The 17,549-nt window shown below is 53.3% G+C and carries 15 protein-coding genes, 1 tRNA gene and 2 pseudogenes; 13 read left to right on the top strand and 5 right to left on the bottom strand.

The genetic code is table 11. From position 1 onward, the window contains the following. A pseudogene (locus tag B5F17_RS15155) lies at nt 1-101 on the bottom strand (electron transfer flavoprotein subunit beta); the annotation flags it as partial. Nucleotides 102-125: 24 nt separating this feature from the next. Beyond that, nucleotides 126-1,268 carry an acyl-CoA dehydrogenase gene (locus tag B5F17_RS13810; protein ID WP_087374748.1) on the bottom strand — a complete coding sequence of 381 codons (1,143 nt, stop codon included), beginning with the start codon at nt 1,266-1,268 and terminating at the stop codon, nt 126-128. 559 nt (nt 1,269-1,827) lie between these two features. Here B5F17_RS13810 and B5F17_RS13805 point away from each other — a divergent pair. The 7 genes and pseudogenes from B5F17_RS13805 (at nt 1,828) to B5F17_RS13775 (ending at nt 6,884) form a co-directional block, all read left to right on the top strand. Next, nucleotides 1,828-2,091 carry a GNAT family N-acetyltransferase gene (locus B5F17_RS13805; protein ID WP_087374746.1) on the top strand — a complete coding sequence of 88 codons (264 nt, stop codon included), beginning with the start codon at nt 1,828-1,830 and terminating at the stop codon, nt 2,089-2,091. 17 nt (nt 2,092-2,108) lie between these two features. Further along, nucleotides 2,109-2,342, top strand: a pseudogene (locus B5F17_RS13800) (manganese catalase family protein); the annotation flags it as partial. A 128-nt stretch (nt 2,343-2,470) separates the two neighbouring features. Further along, entirely contained in the window at nt 2,471-3,715 is a 1,245-nt protein-coding gene (locus B5F17_RS13795) for a DUF4317 domain-containing protein (RefSeq protein ID WP_087374745.1), read from the top strand. Between the two features lie 175 nt (nt 3,716-3,890). After that, nucleotides 3,891-5,231: a butyryl-CoA:acetate CoA-transferase gene (locus B5F17_RS13790; protein WP_087374743.1), complete on the top strand. Its 1,341-nt coding sequence runs from the start codon at nt 3,891-3,893 to the stop codon at nt 5,229-5,231. A 67-nt stretch (nt 5,232-5,298) separates the two neighbouring features. Beyond that, nucleotides 5,299-5,865 carry a TIGR01440 family protein gene (locus tag B5F17_RS13785; protein WP_087374742.1) on the top strand — a complete coding sequence of 189 codons (567 nt, stop codon included), beginning with the start codon at nt 5,299-5,301 and terminating at the stop codon, nt 5,863-5,865. A 23-nt stretch (nt 5,866-5,888) separates the two neighbouring features. Next, entirely contained in the window at nt 5,889-6,599 is a 711-nt protein-coding gene (locus tag B5F17_RS13780; RefSeq protein ID WP_087374740.1) for an HAD family hydrolase, read from the top strand. A 24-nt stretch (nt 6,600-6,623) separates the two neighbouring features. Beyond that, nucleotides 6,624-6,884: a TIGR03905 family TSCPD domain-containing protein gene (locus B5F17_RS13775; protein ID WP_016146879.1), complete on the top strand. Its 261-nt coding sequence runs from the start codon at nt 6,624-6,626 to the stop codon at nt 6,882-6,884. Between the two features lie 60 nt (nt 6,885-6,944). Here B5F17_RS13775 and B5F17_RS13770 read toward each other — a convergent pair whose 3' ends face one another. Next, a complete protein-coding gene (locus B5F17_RS13770) occupies nt 6,945-8,306 on the bottom strand; it encodes an RsmB/NOP family class I SAM-dependent RNA methyltransferase (protein ID WP_087374738.1) in 1,362 nt (453 codons plus the stop codon). A 447-nt stretch (nt 8,307-8,753) separates the two neighbouring features. Here B5F17_RS13770 and B5F17_RS13765 point away from each other — a divergent pair, with 447 nt between their 5' ends. The 3 genes from B5F17_RS13765 to nagB all read left to right on the top strand — a co-directional run bounded on the left by B5F17_RS13765 (nt 8,754) and on the right by nagB (nt 11,673). Further along, nucleotides 8,754-9,239 (top strand): PTS sugar transporter subunit IIA, encoded by a 486-nt coding sequence (locus B5F17_RS13765; RefSeq protein ID WP_087374736.1) that lies wholly within the window; start codon nt 8,754-8,756, stop codon nt 9,237-9,239. Nucleotides 9,240-9,374: 135 nt separating this feature from the next. Further along, nucleotides 9,375-10,841 (top strand): N-acetylglucosamine-specific PTS transporter subunit IIBC, encoded by a 1,467-nt coding sequence (gene nagE, locus B5F17_RS13760; RefSeq protein ID WP_087374734.1) that lies wholly within the window; start codon nt 9,375-9,377, stop codon nt 10,839-10,841. A 100-nt stretch (nt 10,842-10,941) separates the two neighbouring features. Beyond that, a complete protein-coding gene (gene nagB, locus B5F17_RS13755) occupies nt 10,942-11,673 on the top strand; it encodes a glucosamine-6-phosphate deaminase (RefSeq protein WP_016146883.1) in 732 nt (243 codons plus the stop codon). A gap of 113 nt (nt 11,674-11,786) precedes the next feature. On the opposite strand, the gene ptsP is transcribed toward nagB, so the two are convergent. After that, a complete protein-coding gene (gene ptsP, locus B5F17_RS13750; RefSeq protein WP_087374750.1) occupies nt 11,787-13,454 on the bottom strand; it encodes a phosphoenolpyruvate--protein phosphotransferase in 1,668 nt (555 codons plus the stop codon). Nucleotides 13,455-13,483: 29 nt separating this feature from the next. Then, nucleotides 13,484-14,332, bottom strand: coding sequence for a BglG family transcription antiterminator LicT (licT, locus tag B5F17_RS13745; protein WP_087374732.1), 849 nt, complete (start codon nt 14,330-14,332; stop codon nt 13,484-13,486). A 318-nt stretch (nt 14,333-14,650) separates the two neighbouring features. Here licT and B5F17_RS13740 point away from each other — a divergent pair, with 318 nt between their 5' ends. The 3 genes from B5F17_RS13740 (at nt 14,651) to B5F17_RS13730 (ending at nt 17,496) form a co-directional block, all read left to right on the top strand. Then, nucleotides 14,651-15,856: an FprA family A-type flavoprotein gene (locus B5F17_RS13740; RefSeq protein WP_087374730.1), complete on the top strand. Its 1,206-nt coding sequence runs from the start codon at nt 14,651-14,653 to the stop codon at nt 15,854-15,856. Between the two features lie 58 nt (nt 15,857-15,914). Further along, nucleotides 15,915-15,988 (top strand) — tRNA-Gly (locus tag B5F17_RS13735). 203 nt (nt 15,989-16,191) lie between these two features. Next, nucleotides 16,192-17,496, top strand: coding sequence for a hypothetical protein (locus tag B5F17_RS13730; RefSeq protein WP_087374728.1), 1,305 nt, complete (start codon nt 16,192-16,194; stop codon nt 17,494-17,496). Nucleotides 17,497-17,549 lie beyond the last annotated feature (53 nt).

The following is a 17,549-nucleotide window of genomic DNA, read 5'->3' as shown; positions in this document are numbered from 1 at the left end:
ATGATGGTCGCCATGGAGGCGCGGTTGAGGGTGCCGTCCGGATTAACTGCAACCTTACCGGAGGTATCAGGAACCTGCTTTACGCAAACGATAGCTTTCATAATTCAGTTACTCCTCCTATTTCCTTACTTACCCAGGATGTTGCCCGAGATGACAACGCGCTGGATTTCCGAAGTACCCTCATAGATCTCGGTGATCTTAGCGTCACGCATCATGCGCTCTACCGGGTAATCCTTCGTGTAACCGTAACCACCGCACATCTGTACAGCCTTGGTGGTGATGTTCATAGCAGCCTCGGAGGTGAACAGCTTAGCCGTTGCAGCATCCAGGGTGAACTTCTCGCCAGCAGTCTTCTTCATTGCAGCCTTGTAGGTCAGCAGGCGGCCTGCCTCGATTGCTACGTGCATGTCTGCAAATGCGAACTGGGAGTTCTGGAACTTCGAGATCGGACGGCCGAACTGTACACGGCTCTTAGCGAAGTTCATAGCCTCTTCCATTGCGCCCTCTGCAATACCCAGAGCCTGAGCAGCGATGCCGATACGGCCGCCGTCCAGAGTCTGCATTGCGATGTTGAAGCCCTTGCCTTCACGGCCGAGCAGGTTCTCCTTGGGAACGATGCAGTCGGTGAAGACGATCTCGGAGGTGGGCGAACCATGCAGGCCCATCTTGGACTCGTGCTTGCCTACCGAGAAGCCCGGGAAGGAGCTCTCTACGATGAACGCGGAAATGCCCTTGGTGCCCTTGGACGGGTCGGTCATTGCAAATACAACAAATACTTCAGCAACGTAACCGTTGGTGATGAAGATCTTAGAGCCGTTGAGGACATAGTGGTCGCCCTCGAGAACTGCGGTGCAGGTGCCCTTAGATGCGTCAGAACCAGCGTCGGGCTCGGTCAGGCAGAATGCGCCTACCTTGTGACCCTCGGTCAGCATGCGCAGGTACTTCTGCTTCTGCTCTTCGGTACCATGCTGGAGGATCGGACCGCAGCACAGGCCGTTATGGGTTGCAACGATGTCGCCGGTCGAAGCGCACTGCTTGGACAGCTCCTCGATTGCAAGTGCACTGCACAGGTCGTCTGCGCCAGCGCCGCCGTACTCCTTCGGTACGATCATACCCATTACACCGAGGTCAAACAGCTTCTCGATGTTCTCGCGGGGATAAGTGCAGGTCTCATCGGTCTCTGCAGCGATGGGCTTGACTTCAGTCTCGGTGAAGTCCTTCATCATCCGGCGAACCAGATCCTGTTCACGGGTCAGATGGAAATCCATGTTCAAGTCTCCTTTTGATATTGGATTTAAATGTATTGTGCCGATGCCGGTTAGTACACCGGCTTTCTGCCAGGTAAAAATCTCCCGAAAAAACGATGATGGCACAAAAATTCCTGTTTTTTCAACGCTTGAGAAAACAGGCTCTTTGTATCCTACCTTCATATTTTGCGCATACAGTATGTATTTTGCTCATATTCATGGTAACTCTTGTTTTTTCGCATTCAATATACCACATCCATCCTTCTTCGTCAACCTGGATTTCTTCCGTTTTTACCCGCAATATCACCGAAATCCACCGGTTAATTTGCCATTTCTCTGCGGAATTTTCACAATTTGCAACTTTTGAGTAAATGTTGGTCTAAAATTTTTATTTTTGTATTTTTTATGTGTCTTTCTTTTGCCTCCCTACTTGTTGCTTTGGTGATTTTGTGTCATACTTATCGTATCATTCACGATTTGTGCTCCGTGAAATAACCATAATTTTTCCTCTTTGTTATTTCGTATTTACGAACTACGTACGAAATAATGAACATTTTTGCTGCAAAAGGAGCTGTTTTGCATGAATTATGTACACGAATCCAACCGCATCTCCCTCTCTTCTCCGCAGGGTGAATTGCTCGCCGAGATCACCTTTCCGCTCGCACATGATAATGTTGTAAATATCAATCACACCTATGTTCATCCCGATCTGCGCGGCCAGCAGGTCGCAGATACCCTCATGCGTCTGGCACTGGACGACATTCAGAAAAGCGGTCTGACCTTCACAGCAACCTGTCCCTATGCCGTGCGCTGGCTGGAGCGTCACCCCGAACACAAGCCCTAGGTTGTGTCATCCGCCATGCACCAGAGCAGAAAGCGCGCACAACTTACGATAACCTGCTGCGCCTGATCGACGACCCCGATGTCCGCGACCCGATCAAGTTCCTGCGTCAGCGCGAGGTCGTTCACTTCCAGCGCTTCGGTGACGCCCTGCGCAACGTTCAGGAAAATCTGGATGCGCGCAACTACTACGCCTACAACCCCGAGTTTGACGTACAGCGTCTGCCCGATCCGCGCAAACGTCCCAAGATCTAAACCAAACCATCTCCTCGTCCCGGTGTGCCCCTGCGGTGCACCGGGATTCTTTACAATTTGCGCTTGCACCCGCCCTGCCTTTCACGCTATACTGAAAAAGATATCAAAGCGAAAGGATCTTGTGTCTTATGAACCTTACCAAGCGCGATGTGCTCGAACTGCGCCGTCGTCTGACCAAGAACGGTTGTTCCTTCTCCCGTATGGCAGGCTGCTATGTCGGCGGGAATCGAACCATCATTACCAAGTTTGCGCAGCCCTTCCTCGATCTGGAAGACGATGCCTTCTATAAATACCTCGAAATCGCAAAAAAGGTGCTCTCGGGTACTCCCGGCGGCAATCTGCTCGAGCTGTCCATGGCCGAAAATGAAAACACTGCCGAGATTCGTCAGTTTCTGATTGCACTCAAAGAAAGCAAGCTCAAAAACGGCGGCATGCTCGACCGCTTCTACGAACTGGTCATCGAACACTACAATTATGCCGGGAATTACCTCATTCTGCTCTTCCACGACGTCTACGACGTGCCCTCGCGTGCCGAAGATCACGCCAAGCTCGACGAGTCTGAGGAAGTATACGAGTACTTACTGTGCGCCCTGTGCCCGGTCGAGTTGTCCAAGCCCGGTCTGAGCTACCACGAGGACGACAACTCTTTCGGCCCCCTCGTGCGCGACTGGGTGGTCGGTCTGCCCGAGATCGGCTTTGTCTATCCCGCGTTTTCCAATCGCTCGGCCGATCTCAGCTCGGTGATGTACTTTGTCAAGCCCGGCAAGGACTCCCAGCACGACCTCATGCGTCATGTTCTGGGCTGCGCCGTCCAGCGCACGGCCTCCGAGGAGAAAAACGCCTTTCAGAATCTGGTCACCGAAGCTTTTGGTACCGAAAAGGAACAGGCCGAGAACGCCTTCCTGCAAATCCAGAAAAATCTCAACGAATTGGTTGCCACCCGCGACGAGGACGGTCTGCCGCCCATCGAACTGACCGCAGAGGCTGTTTCCGACGTGATGGTCGATGTTGCCATGCCGCAGGAAGCCAAGGAACAGATTGTACGCGACTACCAGTCCACCTTTGCCGACGCCCTGCCCTGTGCACAGAACCTCATCGACAACAAACTGGTACAAGCTGGTTTACAGCGTGAGGCTACCCTTGCCCTGACCAGCAAGATTGAATCCCTTGAGCAGCAGCTCGCCGAGAAAAACGAGCAGACTGCCGACTCCGACCTTCCCTGGGATGAAACCTCGCCCGCAATCGTGCTTCAGGTCTCGGCGGACAAGGCCGAGCACATCGAAGCACAGGTCATTGACGGCCGCCGCTGCCTGGTCATTCCCTTAGATGAGGGCGACTCGGCACGCATCAACGGTGTCGCTGCTCCCCTCTGATCGGCACACGCTTAAAAATGCACCGTCTTTTTGTCAAGATTTGATCGTTTTTTTGCAGGTTATCGTGCCTTTCTTTACTTTTTCTGCACCTTACTTGACCTGCCTGTCAAAAAAACGTATAATAAATCCTGTACTGAAAAGGTTTTATTCTCTCATCAAAGGAGGAACTATTCCGATGGCTTTTGAACAGGAATATCAGAAAAAATTAACCTCGGCCGATGAAGCGGTCAAGGTTGTCAAGTCGGGTGATTGGGTCGACTTTGGCTGGTGCACCGGCACTCCCTACGCTCTCGATCTCGCGCTGGCAAAGCGTGTCCCCGAGCTGTCTGACGTCAAGTTCCGCGGCGGTATCCTGCTGCGTCCGCTCGCCTGCTTCTCGGCTCCCGAGGCAAACGAGCGTCTGACCTGGAACTCCTGGCACATGTCCGGCATCGAGCGTAAGATGATCGCAAACGGCAACACCTTCTACGGTGCGCTGCGCTACTCCGAGCTGCCCCGCTGGATTCGCGAGAACTGTGAGCCCATTGACGTGGCAATGTTCCAGGTTTCCCCGATGGACAAGCAGGGCTATTTCAGCTTCGGTCCCAACGCGTCCCACATGGCTGCTGTCTGTGAGCGTGCACGCGTTATCATCGTTGAGGTCAATCCCAACATGCCACGCTGCCTGGGCGGCTTTGAGGAAGGTATCCATGTCTCCAAGGTTGACATGATCGTCGAGTCCGACTCCCCCATCGGTATCCTGGGCGGCGGCGGCCCGGCAACCGAGGTCGACGAGGCAGTCGCAAAGCTCATCGTTGAGGAAATCCCCAACGGCGCTTGCCTGCAGCTCGGCATCGGCGGTATGCCCAATGCTGTCGGCTCTCTGATCGCACAGTCCGACCTCAAGCATCTCGGCGTTCACACCGAGATGTACGTTGATGCGTTCGTCGACATCACCATGGCCGGCAAGATCACCGGTTCTCAGAAGTCCATCGACCGCGGTCGTCAGACCTTCGCGTTCGGCGCAGGTACCCAGAAGCTCTATGACTTCATCAATGACAACCCGTCCTGTATGAGCGCTCCGGTCAGCTACACCAATGATGCCCGCACCATCGCGCAGATCGATAACTTCGTATCCATCAACAATGCGGTAAACCTCGACCTCTTCGGTCAGGTCAACTCCGAGTCCGCCGGCATCAAGCAGATCAGCGGTGCAGGCGGTCAGCTCGACTTCGTTCTGGGCGCTTACCTGTCCAAGGGCGGCAAGAGCTTCATCTGCTGTTCCTCTTCCTTCACCGACAAGCAGGGCAACCTGCAGTCGCGCATCCTGCCCACCCTGGACAACGGCTCCATCGTCACCGATGCTCGCCCGAACGTTCACTACGTGGTCACCGAGTACGGCAAGGTCTGCCTCAAGGGTCTGTCCTCCTGGCAGCGTGCCGAGGCCCTCATCTCCATCGCGCACCCCAAGTTCCGCGACGAGCTGATCGAGCAGGCTGACAAGATGCACCTGTGGAGAAGATCCAACAAGCGCTAAGTAACACCGTTTTTTCCGCCCCTGCCCTTCCGGCAGGGGTCTTTCCCAGTAAAGGAGGGATTTCTCTATGGCAACCGAAGCTTTCCTGCATGACGTCACGGCGCAGACCCGCGAAGCCATGGAAAGCCTGCTTTCACAGGCAAAATGCAAGCCGGGTGACCTTGTCGTCGTCGGCTGCTCCTCGAGCGAGGTGTTAGGCTCCAAGATCGGCACGGCTTCCAGTCCCGGGGTCGCACAGGCCATTCTGGACGGTCTACTCCCCGTATTGTCGCAGCACGGTCTGCGTCTGGCTGCGCAGTGCTGCGAGCACTTAAACCGCGCACTGATCGTCGAGCGCTCCACCGCGGACGCATTCGGCTACGAGGCAGTCAACGTCGTGCCCCAGCCCAAGGCAGGCGGCTCCTTCGCCACTGCTGCCTATCACACCTTCTCTGACCCGGTCGCGGTCGAGCACGTCCGTGCACGCGCCGGTCTGGACATCGGCGGCACGCTCATCGGCATGCATCTCGCGCATGTCGCGGTGCCCGTCCGTCTGTCCCGCCGTCAGATCGGTGAGGCCATCGTACTCGCTGCACGCGTACGCCCCAAGTTTGTCGGCGGCAGCCGTGCGGTTTACGACGAAGCCCTTCTCTAATCCATCTACACAAAGGACAATCTATGAAACGCAAAGCTGTATTTTTTGATTTGGACGACACCCTGTACAGCGGTTTCCCGGAGGGTGACGCCGAGGGATTTGTCCGCTGCGGACAGTATGCCGCGGCCAACTGCGGCGTATCTGCCGAGGAATTCACTGCTCGCATCCGTCAGGCACGTGAAGACCTCAAGGTTGTACTGCCCCGCGAGCCCGAAATCCACGACCGCACGCTGGTCGCACAGCAGGCGCTCGAGGCCTTCGGCATCAACCCCATTCCGCACGCGGAAGCCATGCACGATCTGTACTGGTCGGCTGTCTTTGACCACATGATCGTACGCCCCGGTGCTGCCGACTTCCTGACCGAGCTGCGCGAGCACGGCGTCAAGGTCGGTGTGTGCACCAACATGCTGGTCGGCATCCAGATGCGCAAGCTGTGCCGTCTGGGACTGGCTGACAAGGTGGACTTTTTGGTCACCAGCGAGGAGGCCGGACGCGACAAGCCCGACTCTCCCATCTTTGAGCTGGCACTCAAAAAAGCTGGCTGTACGCCCGCCGAGGCGCTCATGGTCGGCGACAACTTTACCCACGACATCATCGGCGCACACCGCGTCGGTATCGACGGTCTGTGGCTCCACGTGCACGACGAGCCGTCTGTGACCGCTGACTTCCCCTTCCTCGAGGCTGCCGACTTCTATCAGGCGGCTGACCTCATCCGTTCCGCACTCGACAACTAATTTTCAAAGGAGATATATATCACCATGCAGCATTTTATGTGTAAGCCGCAGGGCGTTTGCGCTCGTCTGGTTGAGTTCGATCTGGACGGCGACACCGTTCACAACATTTCTTTCGTAGGCGGCTGCAACGGCAACCTCAAGGCCATCGGCTCGATCTGCGAGGGCATGACCGTTGATCAGATCGAAAAGGCATTCACTGGCATCGACTGCGGCGGCAAGGGTACCTCTTGCTCCGACCAGCTCGCCAAGTGCCTGCATCAGGCTCTGCAGCAAGTAAAGGGCTAAGTCTTTACACGCATCAAAAAGCACCGTCATCAGACGGTGCTTTTCTTATGTCCCGGGCAATTACTTCCAGCGCAGACCCTTGGGGTAATGGTTCTTGAGCATGCCGCCCGAGGTCTTTCCCCATCCTAAGGAATATCCATCGGTCAGCACCAGTGTCCAGCCGTTCTCGCCTTCCCACGGGATTGCCTCGCCGCGCAGGTAGCGCTCGACCAGCGGCTGCTCTGCGGGCAGATCAATGACGCGCTGGGCATCCTCCGCGTGCAGCGCGAGCGCCAGTGCATGCGCCGGTTCAAAGCGTCCCTTGCGCACGGTGCCCAGCTGTAAGCCCTGACGCAGCACGCGCAGGCCGTTTCCGTCCGGCAGATCATCTGGGAGCGCCCAAAGCTGGTCTCCACATAGTGTCAAGTTTTTAAACTTTACATACAGGTTTTCGGCCTCAAATGTACGATATTCCCCGGGAATTTTCTTATCCGGCAGGCATTGCGCCAGTGCAGGTGCACGACCGGTTTGCCCATCGGTCTTGCGCAGGACGGCGGCAAAATGTCCTTCGCCATCCAGCCGATGCGGGAACAAACGGAAGGTCTGTGTGAGTGATGGATGGCCGTTTTCCGTCCATTCCGGTCGGCCGGGTGCGAAATGTGCGTCTCCGGGCACGGTTTCCACCTGCATTTCCGGGTAACGATCGAGCAGGCGCTGCACGCTGCCCTCGTCCTCCTCGGGTGCGAAGGTACAGGTCGAATACACCAGTCTGCCGCCCGGACGCAGCATGCTCACCGCGCAGTCCAGAATCTCGTCCTGTCTGGCCGCGCACTTTACAGGCGCATCTTCAGTCCATTCGGTCACCGCGATCTCTTCCTTGCGGAACATACCCTCACCCGAGCACGGTGCATCGACCACGATGCAGTCAAAATAACCCGGGAAACGATCGGCCAGCCGCTGCGGCGTCTCATTGGTCACCATGCAATTACGGATGCCTGCACGTTCCACGCTCTGCGACAGAATCTTGGCTCGTCCGGGGTGGATCTCGTTGGCGATCAGGATACCCTCGCCCTGCATCCGTCCAGCCAGATGCGTGGTCTTACCGCCGGGGGCTGCGCACAGATCGAGCACGCGCTCGCCCGGCTTGGGATCGGCCAGTGCACCGACTGCCATCGCAGACGGCTCCTGAATGTAGTATACGCCCGCTTCATAATAGGGATGCCGTCCCGGTCTGGTCTCGGGATCATAGTAATATCCCTCGCGTGCCCACGATACCGGGTGCAGTCCAAACCGCGCTGCAAAGGGCAGCTCGGTCTGCGGCTCTTTGAGCGGATTGATGCGCAGACCAAAGGCGCGCGGCCCCTCCATCGCACGGACAAAGTCCGGGTACTCTTCCCCCAAAAGCCTCTCCATGCGCGTCAAAAATGCGGTTGGCAGCGCCATACCGCACCTCCTTTCTCATCCGCTCGGCACTCGCCGCGGATGCACTTTTCTGATTTGTCTTTATTATAGCATGACTGCCTTCTCCCTGAAAAGCCGTCGACCCGCTTTTTGGGCGTTCGACCGTTTTCCCCGTCCTTTTCCATTTCTCTTTATGAATATCTTACAATTTCTGCCGTGTACATTTGTGCGTTCTGTCCTCGCGTTTTGCCCAAAACCCGGTTGACATTCCCTATCCCCTTTGTTAGAATATACTCAACGGCAAAGAAAATTTAAAAATCTGTTTACATTCTTACTTGGATTGTTACTGGTTATGCAGGCAAAACCAAATTTCTTCAGTATAGTAATACCTATACCCTGGGGAAGTTTGGTTTTTTTGTTTGCTCTCAACTGTGTGCATCGATCCTCTGCGCCGAAAACTCTATTTTGTGATAGAAAGGCTGTGTTTCTATGTTCGGAAAACTCAAAAGTATGTTTGGCGGCGGCGGTATCTCTATTCCCGCTCCGGTTGCCGGTGAGGCAGTCGCACTGTCTGAGGTGAGTGATCCTACCTTCGCGCAGGGCATCCTCGGTCAGGGCTGCGCGATCAAGCCTACGGTTGGCCGTGTGGTCGCTCCGGTTGATGCAACGGTTTCCATGATGTTCGAAACCGGTCATGCAGTCTCGCTCGACACCTCGGACGGCGTGGAACTGCTGATTCATGTTGGTCTTGACACCGTAATGCTCAAGGGTGCACATTACACCCCGCACTGCGCAACCGGCGACAAGGTTAAGGCTGGCGATCTGCTCATGGAGTTTGACATCGACGCCATCCGTGCAGCCGGCTACGACACCATCACGCCGGTCGTTGTCTGCAATGCAGATGACTTCAGCAATGTAAGCTTCAAGGCCGGTTCGGTCGAGGCAATGGGCGATCTGCTCACCCTCAAAAAGTAATTTATGATTGCGGGCTGTCCGCGCCTCATTCGGCAAAGTCAGCTTTATGATGTGTCCCCTACCGGATGCATCGCAATACAGTAAGCGCTGCTTCGGCAGCAAAAAAATCTAATTCATCATTGGAGGGGTAAAACTATGATGAAATTCTTGCAGCGACTCGGTAAGTCTCTGATGCTTCCCGTCGCATGTCTGCCCGTCTGCGGTATCCTGATGGGCATCGGTTACGCGCTCTGTCCCGCCACCATGCAGGGTGGTGACGTGTCGGGCGCCCTTCAGATCATCGGCTTCTTCCTGGTTAAGGCAGGCGGCGCGCTGATCGACAACATGTCCTGGCTGTTCGCTGTCGGCGTTGCCGTCGGCATGGCAAAGGACAACGATGGTACTGCCGGCCTGTCCGGTCTGGTATCCTGGCTGATGATGACCAAGCTCCTGCAGCCCGCTGTCGTTGGTACGCTGACCAGCGTTGCTGTTGAGGCAGTCGATCCGGCTTTCTCCAAGATCGAGACCCAGTTCATCGGTATCCTCGCTGGTATCATCGGTGCTGCTTGCTACAACAAGTTCAAGGACACCAAGCTGCCCGACGCACTCTCGTTCTTCTCCGGCAAGCGCTGCGTTGCAATCGTTACCGCAGTCGTTTCCATCATCATGGCTGCCATCCTGTTCTTCGTATGGCCGGTCGTTTACGGCGCTCTGGTTGCTCTGGGTTCCGGTATCGTCAGCCTGGGTGCTGTCGGCGCTGGTATCTACGCGTTCCTCAACCGTCTGCTCATTCCCTTCGGTCTGCACCACGCACTCAACTCCGTATTCTGGTTTGACGCCATCGGCATCAACGACCTCGGTCAGTTCTGGGCTGGCGCTACCGCTGCTACCGACGGCCACAGCCTCGGTATGTACATGTCCGGCTTCTTCCCCTGCATGATGTTCGGTATCCCCGGCGCTGCACTGGCTATGGTTCACACCGCGAAGTCCAACAAGAAGAAGATCGCTGCCGGCCTGCTGGGCGCTGCTGCACTGAGCGCATTCGTCTGCGGCGTTACCGAGCCGTTCGAGTTCGCATTCATGTTCCTGGCTCCCGTTCTGTACGTTGTTTACGCTCTGCTGTACGGCATCTTCGCTGCTGTTACCGTCGCTCTGGGCTTCCGCGCTGGCTTCTCCTTCTCGGCTGGCCTGACCGACCTGGTATTCTCCGCAAGCCTGCCGGCTGCTGCTAAGACCCTGCTGATCATTCCGCTCGGCCTGGCTGCTCTGGTAATCTTCTACCTCGTATTCCGCGTGATGATTTCCGCACTTAACCTCAAGACCCCCGGTCGTGAGGATGATGACGAGGCTGTTGACGAGAGCAAGGTTCAGCTGGCAAACAATGACTTTACCACCACGGCTCAGATCATTCTGGAAGGTCTGGGCGGCGCTGGCAACGTCACCTCGGTTGACAACTGCATCACCCGTCTGCGCCTCGAGGTCAAGGACCCCCTGCTCGTAGACGAGAAGAAAATCAAGTCCGCTGGTATTGCCGGCGTCATCCGTCCGAGCAAGACCGCTGTTCAGGTCGTTGTCGGCACCAAGGTTCAGTTTGTTGCTGACGAGTTCAAGAAACTCATGTAAACTCATACATTCGGGGTGGACGGTTTGCGTCCGCCCCGATTATCTATTTCTGACGTCCTTTATTTCACCATACATATCAAAAAGAAGGAGTGCATTTTCCATGAGAATTATCGCTGCAAAGGATTACAATGACATGAGCCGCAAGGCCGCAAACATCATTTCGGCACAGGTTATCCTCAAGCCCGACTGTGTTCTCGGTCTGGCAACCGGCTCCTCCCCGATCGGCACCTACAAGCAGCTCATCGAGTGGTACAAGAAGGGTGATCTGGACTTCTCTCAGGTCAAGACCGCAAACCTTGACGAGTACCGTGGCCTGCCCAAGTCCAACGACCAGAGCTACGATTACTTCATGAAGGACAATTTCTTCAACCACATCAACATCAACTTCGACAACCTGCACATTCCGGACGGCGAAGAGCCCGATGCAGAAAAGGCTTGCGCAGATTACGACCGCATCGTTGCTGAGCTGGGCGGCGTTGATCTCCAGCTGCTGGGCATGGGTCATAACGGCCACATTGGCTTCAACGAGCCTTCCGATGTCTTCGCAAAGGGCACCAACTGTGTCGACCTGCAGGAGAGCACCATCGAGGCAAACAAGCGCTTCTTCGCTTCCATCGATGAGGTTCCGCGTCAGGCTTACACCATGGGTATCGGCACTATCATGTCGGCTAAGAAGATCCTGGTTGTTGTCAGCGGCAAGGACAAGGCTCCCATCGTCAAGAAGGCATTCTTTGGCCCGATCACGCCCCGTGTTCCGGCTTCCATCCTGCAGCTGCATCCCGATGTTACCGTCATCGCAGACGCAGATGCACTGTCCGAGTGTGAGCTGTAATTTAAACCATCAAAAAGGCGCATCCTTCGGGATGCGCTTTTTCTATGCTCATATTCTTTAAGCTTATGCAAAAAGACCGGAACCCAATCAGGTTCCGGTCTTTGCTGTTTGTCTTAGGACTCGAGCAGCTCGTTCAGAATCTTGTCGTGATTGACACGGGAATCGATCGAACGAATTGCGTTGCGCAGCGGCAGGACAGATGCCGGGGATACCGACAGCTCGTCGATGCCGATTGCCAGGAAGGTCTCGGTCAGGCTGGTGTCTGCACCCAGCTCGCCGCAAATACCGATCCAGATACCAGCAGCGTGTGCGTTGTCTGCTGCCATCTTGAGCATACGCAGAACTGCCGGATGGTGAGAATCGTAGAACTTGTCCAGGTTGTTGCCCTGACGGTCAACTGCCAGCGTGTACTGGGTCAGGTCGTTGGTACCAACAGAGAAGAAGTCAACTTCCTTCGCCAGACGGTCACTCATCATAACTGCCGACGGGGTCTCGATCATGATACCCAGCTCGACATAGTCTGCCATCGGCACGCCCTCTGCTGCCAGCTCCTCGCGGACATTCTTACAGATGCGCTTGATCTCCTGAACTTCCCATACAGAGGTGATCATCGGGAACATGATTGCTACCTTACCGTATGCAGATGCGCGATACAGTGCACGCAGCTGGGTCTTGAAGACATCCGGACGGGTCAGGCAGATACGGATTGCACGCAGACCCATTGCCGGGTTCTCCTCGTGGTCGAGGTTGAAGTAATCAGCCTGCTTGTCTGCGCCGATGTCCAGCGTACGGATGATAACACGCTTGCCGCCCATGCGCTCTGCAACCGTCTTATATGCCTGGAACTGCTCTTCCTCGGTCGGATAGTCATTGCCCTGCAGGTACAGGAACTCCGAACGGAACAGGCCGATGCCGCCGCCGTCATTTGCCAGAACTGCATCCATATCACCAGGGTTACCGATGTTGCAGTAAACCATGATGTTCTTGCCGTCTACGGTCTCGTTGGGCTTGCCCTTGAGCTGGTCGAGCAGCTCCTTGAGTGCGCGCTCCTTGGACTGCTTCTTGGTCAGACGGTCACGGGTAACCTCGTCTGCGTCTACGACAACTTCACCGGTCTGGCCGTCAACAAAGACTTCCTTGCCCTCGTAAGCTTCCTTGAGCTGGTCGCCTACGCCGATGATTGCCGGGATGCCCATGGTGCGTGCCAGAATTGCGGTGTGGGAGTTGCCCGAACCGCCTGCGGTGACAAAGCCCAGAATCTTGGACTTATCGAGCTGTACGGTCTCGGACGGTGCCAGATCGTCAGATGCCAGGATAACCGGTACGTCGGAGTCGATACCGCCCTGAACTGCACCCATCAGGATGCCAACAACGCGGTTGGAAATGTCCTTCACGTCGGCTGCACGTGCCTGCATGTAGCTGTCGTCCATTGCTGCGAACATCTCAGCGAACTGCACGCCGGTGTCGCTGACTGCTGCCTCTGCATTCAGGTGATCGCTCTCGATCAGGCCCTGAATAGCTTCTACGTAATCGAGGTCATCGAGCATCATCTGGTGGGTTTCGAACAGGATTGCTGCCTCTTCGCCCGCCTCGTTGAGTGCCTTTTCGTACAGTTCACCGAGCTGGCCGATCGCGGTTGCCTTCGCAGCCTCGAAGCGTGCCCATTCAACTGCCGGATCAGCGTCGGTCACACGCGGTACCGCGCCGGTGCTGCGGCGGTAGAAATACAGCGGGCCGACAGCCACGCCGCTGGATACGCCCTTGCCATTGATCGTAATCATCATTACTGTTCTCCTTCTACTCCATGATATCATTTTTCCCGCGCGGGTTGAATCCGCGCAATGTGGGCGGTTAAATAGAGCTTTTCGTCCGACGTCATGGCAAAATGGTACTGTTTTTCTACCATTTCACCGATGCGCTCGGTGCAGGCATAAGCCGCCGGATATTTCAGGCGGATGACCTCGAGCATTTCCTGTTCGTCATCGTCATAATGCGTGCCGGACAGAACGCGCTGGGCGAAAAACTTGAGATGGGTGATAAAGCGATAGTAACTGAGCGAGCTTTCATCAAAGTCAATCTGGAAGGTGTCGTGGACGATGGCGCAGACCTCCTGCATGATGCAGGTGACCCGATAGGCACCGCCTACGCTCTGGGTATCATCTTCCATCTCCGCATTGACAAAATGCAGCGCAATAAATGCCGCCTCATCATCGTCGAAGTGGATACCGGTCTCTTCCTCGATGACCGCAACCGCTTTGCAGCCGATCTCGAATTCATCGGGATAAAACCGACGGATGTCCCACTTGAGGGGATTGGAAAGCACGATACCCTCCTGTTCTCGAGTGATCGAACCCGAGATATGGTCAGGCAGGGTTACATAGATGCTGTCGCTGAGCTTCTTGCCCAGATGGAGCTTTGCATGTCCAATAATCCGTTCGGCCATGAGCATGTGCTGCAAAGGAATGCTGCTCGCAATTTCCAGAAACTTGGCCGAGGCACCCGGTTCGGACAAAGTGAAGGTTTTTTCGACCTTAGACGGGTCGATTAGGTCACCGATACGGGACTTAAATGCCAGTCCCCGTCCCATAACCACAACTTCCTTGCCCTGTGCATTCCGCGAAACTGCCACATTATTGTTTAAGATCTTGGTGATATTCATGCAACATACGCCGACTGCACGCCGGACGTTCCCCCTTTTCTGCTCACATAGGCCAGCTTTACTATACTATTATACCGTTTTTATGCGCTATTGTAAACAAGTTCTCGGATTTTTTTGCATATTGCTTTGTACATAGTGCACGACCTACTTCCAAACCTTTCCTCCGGCGATATTTGTCTGTTTTCATCGTTTTTCGCGACTTTTTTACCCATTTTCGTGCAACTTTCTTTCACATCTGCCTTGACGCAGGCACTGCGCCGTGGTATCATAAAATCAGACTAAAGTTAACCAGAACTAACATTAAAAGGAGTCCTCTTTATGCATGTCATCAGACACATTTCTCCCGCGATCACCTGGGTCGGCGGCAGTGATCGCCGCCTCTCCCGTTTCGAAAACCTTTTCCCCATTCCACGTGGTGTTTCCTACAATAGTTACCTGATTTCCGATCAGAAAACCGCCCTGCTTGACACCGCTGATTCTTCCATCCTCCAGCGCTTTCTGGAGAATGTCAGTGCTGCGCTCGATGGTCGCCCGCTTGACTACCTCATTCTCAACCACATGGAACCCGACCACTGCGCGGGTATCGTCGCCCTGCTCGAGCGTTTCCCCGACCTTCAGCTGGTCGGCAATGCCAAGACGCTCACTCTGTTTTCGCAGTTCTATGACCTCCCGCTGGACGGCCGCACCATCACCGTTCAGGACGGTCAGACCCTCTCGCTCGGCTCGCATACCCTGCAATTTTTCTTTACACCAATGGTGCACTGGCCCGAGGTTATGATGACCTACGAGCAGTCCGAAAAGGTTCTCTTTTCCGCTGATGCATTTGGCTCTTTCGGTGCACTGGGTGGCACGCTCTTCGCCGACGAAATCGATTTCGCCCGCGATTGGCTGCCTGACTATCGTCGTTACTATGCCAATATTGTCGGTAAATATGGTGTTCAGGTGCAGAATGCACTCAAAAAGCTTGCTGCTGTCGATATCCAGACCATCTGCCCGCTGCACGGTCTGGTTTGGCGCAAAGATTTAAGTGTACTGCTCGAAAAATATGACCTTTGGAGTCGCTATCAGCCCGAAGAAAAGGCTGTCGCCATCTTCTACGGCTCCATGTATGGCGACACCGAAAACGCTGCTGATCTGCTCGCCTGCGCACTCGCTGATGCCGGTGTACACAACCTCGCAGTCTACGACCTGTCCGAAATTCATGTCTCCGAAGCCATCTCCGAGATTTTCCGGTGCAGTCACATCGTTCTCGCCGCGCCTACCTACAACAACGGCATTTATCCCCCTATGCTGACGCTGTTGCACGATATGAAGGCACTCAATGTGCAGAATCGCACTGTCGCTTTGATCGAAAATGGTTCCTGGGCTCCGACCTGCGCGAAAAATATGCATGCACTCGTCGATGAACTCAAAAATATGTCCGTTCTCGAGCAGACTGTCACCATCCGTTCGGCAGTGAAGGATGCAACTCGCACCGATCTGCTCGCACTTGCTCAGGCGATCGCACAGTCGGTACAAGGCTGATTTGCTCGACCGAATCCCCTTGACAAACATTCCGCGGAAGATTAAAATGTATCTATCCGCGGATGTAGTTTAGTGGTAGAACTTCAGCTTCCCAAGCTGACCATGCGGGTTCGATTCCCGTCATCCGCTCCAAATTTATACCGGCTACTATGTGCACAAAATTGCATATAATAGCCGGTATTTTTGCTTTTATGGTGTGATTTTATTATTTTTATATGTTCTTTGATCTGCGCAGCAGAGAATCCCAGAAGCACAGATTTATAGGGCTTGCAGTGGGTTGATGGCGTCACCTGGGGCGTCAGTAATTATATAATATGATGAGAGAAGGTTAGTTAATGGAAGTTTATGAATATGAACAGATACCTCAAATTTTAAAGCGTTTTTCATTTGAAGAAAAAGTAAAAATATGTCAATACCATTCCAGGCAGCTAATGGAAATTCAAGGTTTAAACACGCTGTCTAGGTATAGGCATTCACCTTTGCCATGGGAGCTAGAAACTTTTTTCCTTTTCTCTGTTGCTTTTAAAGAATGGAAAAATGATCGTTTCAGTGATAAACAGAAGATTTCCCCCCGTATAATTAGCACCATACGAAACTATGATCACCCTCTTCTAAAAGAAATAATTCAAAAAGGAAATCCTTTAACAACCTTTGCAGATAACTTGATAATGGCATTATCCGCTATCCAATTCGACGGCCAAGAGTTTTATCCGTATAAGTTATACCGATACAATTACTACTTTTCATTCCGCAATGATAAAATCGATATGCCTCAACTTTTCCAAAGCAAATTTGGTTGTACATATTCAGATTTTTTGCTTTTCGGGCAATTTCTCTGGCTATTATTCAGCTCACACAATATTGATTTTTCCAAAAAATTGATGGATTTCATATTTGAACGATTCAACCCCATAATTCTTCAATTATCATTAACCAGAGAAGAATATATAGAAGAGTTAAATTCTATAACGACAAATATCTCAGATTATCTGTACTGCTTAAGACCATCGTATTCATATCCTTTCATTATTGAATCTGGAAATTTATATCTTCCTTTACCTCATCTTTTAATCCGATCCATTACTTCATCTTTATTGTATCGTTTAACTGATTCAAATAATAAGTTATCCGAACTCATTGGCAAAGAGGTGCTTGAGCCATATTTATACCATATAATCCATGCTAGTAATATATTTGATGAGGTATTTCCCGAACAAATTTATCATATCGGGAAGAAAGAACAATCCGGGAAGAAAGAGCAACGTACTCTAGATGTTATGGCTCGAAAAGGGGATCATTTCATCTTTTTTGATAGTAAAATGTACACTCCTAAAAGAGATCTCCGAATTTTTCAAGACAATACATTTAATGATGAGGTCTCTCGTTTAGCAAAAGCATGTAAGCAAATATACAAACATATCCATGACCGTTTTCCCACATCATACAACCCATTCTCAGATCATGTCAAAATAGATCAAAATAATGTCTATGGACTTGTCGTCGTTAGAGATAATCCCCATATACCTCTTCGCCACATCTATCATAAAACGGCAGAATCTTTAAAAATTAACGATGATTCCCCAGTATTCGGGTCGGGCGAAACTAACCTTCAAGTGTCGAGCGTTCGCAACCAAATTTAGTCGGAAAAGATAAAGCCACTACCGACGCTCTTCTAAATCCTGTACACTGGAAA

Origin of the sequence: Butyricicoccus pullicaecorum (genome assembly GCF_002160355.1) — a bacterium.
Classification (GTDB): Bacteria; Bacillota; Clostridia; order Oscillospirales; family Butyricicoccaceae; genus Butyricicoccus; species Butyricicoccus pullicaecorum.
Note: the sequence above shows the minus strand (reverse complement) of the source record. Positions and strands in the feature narration are given on the sequence as shown.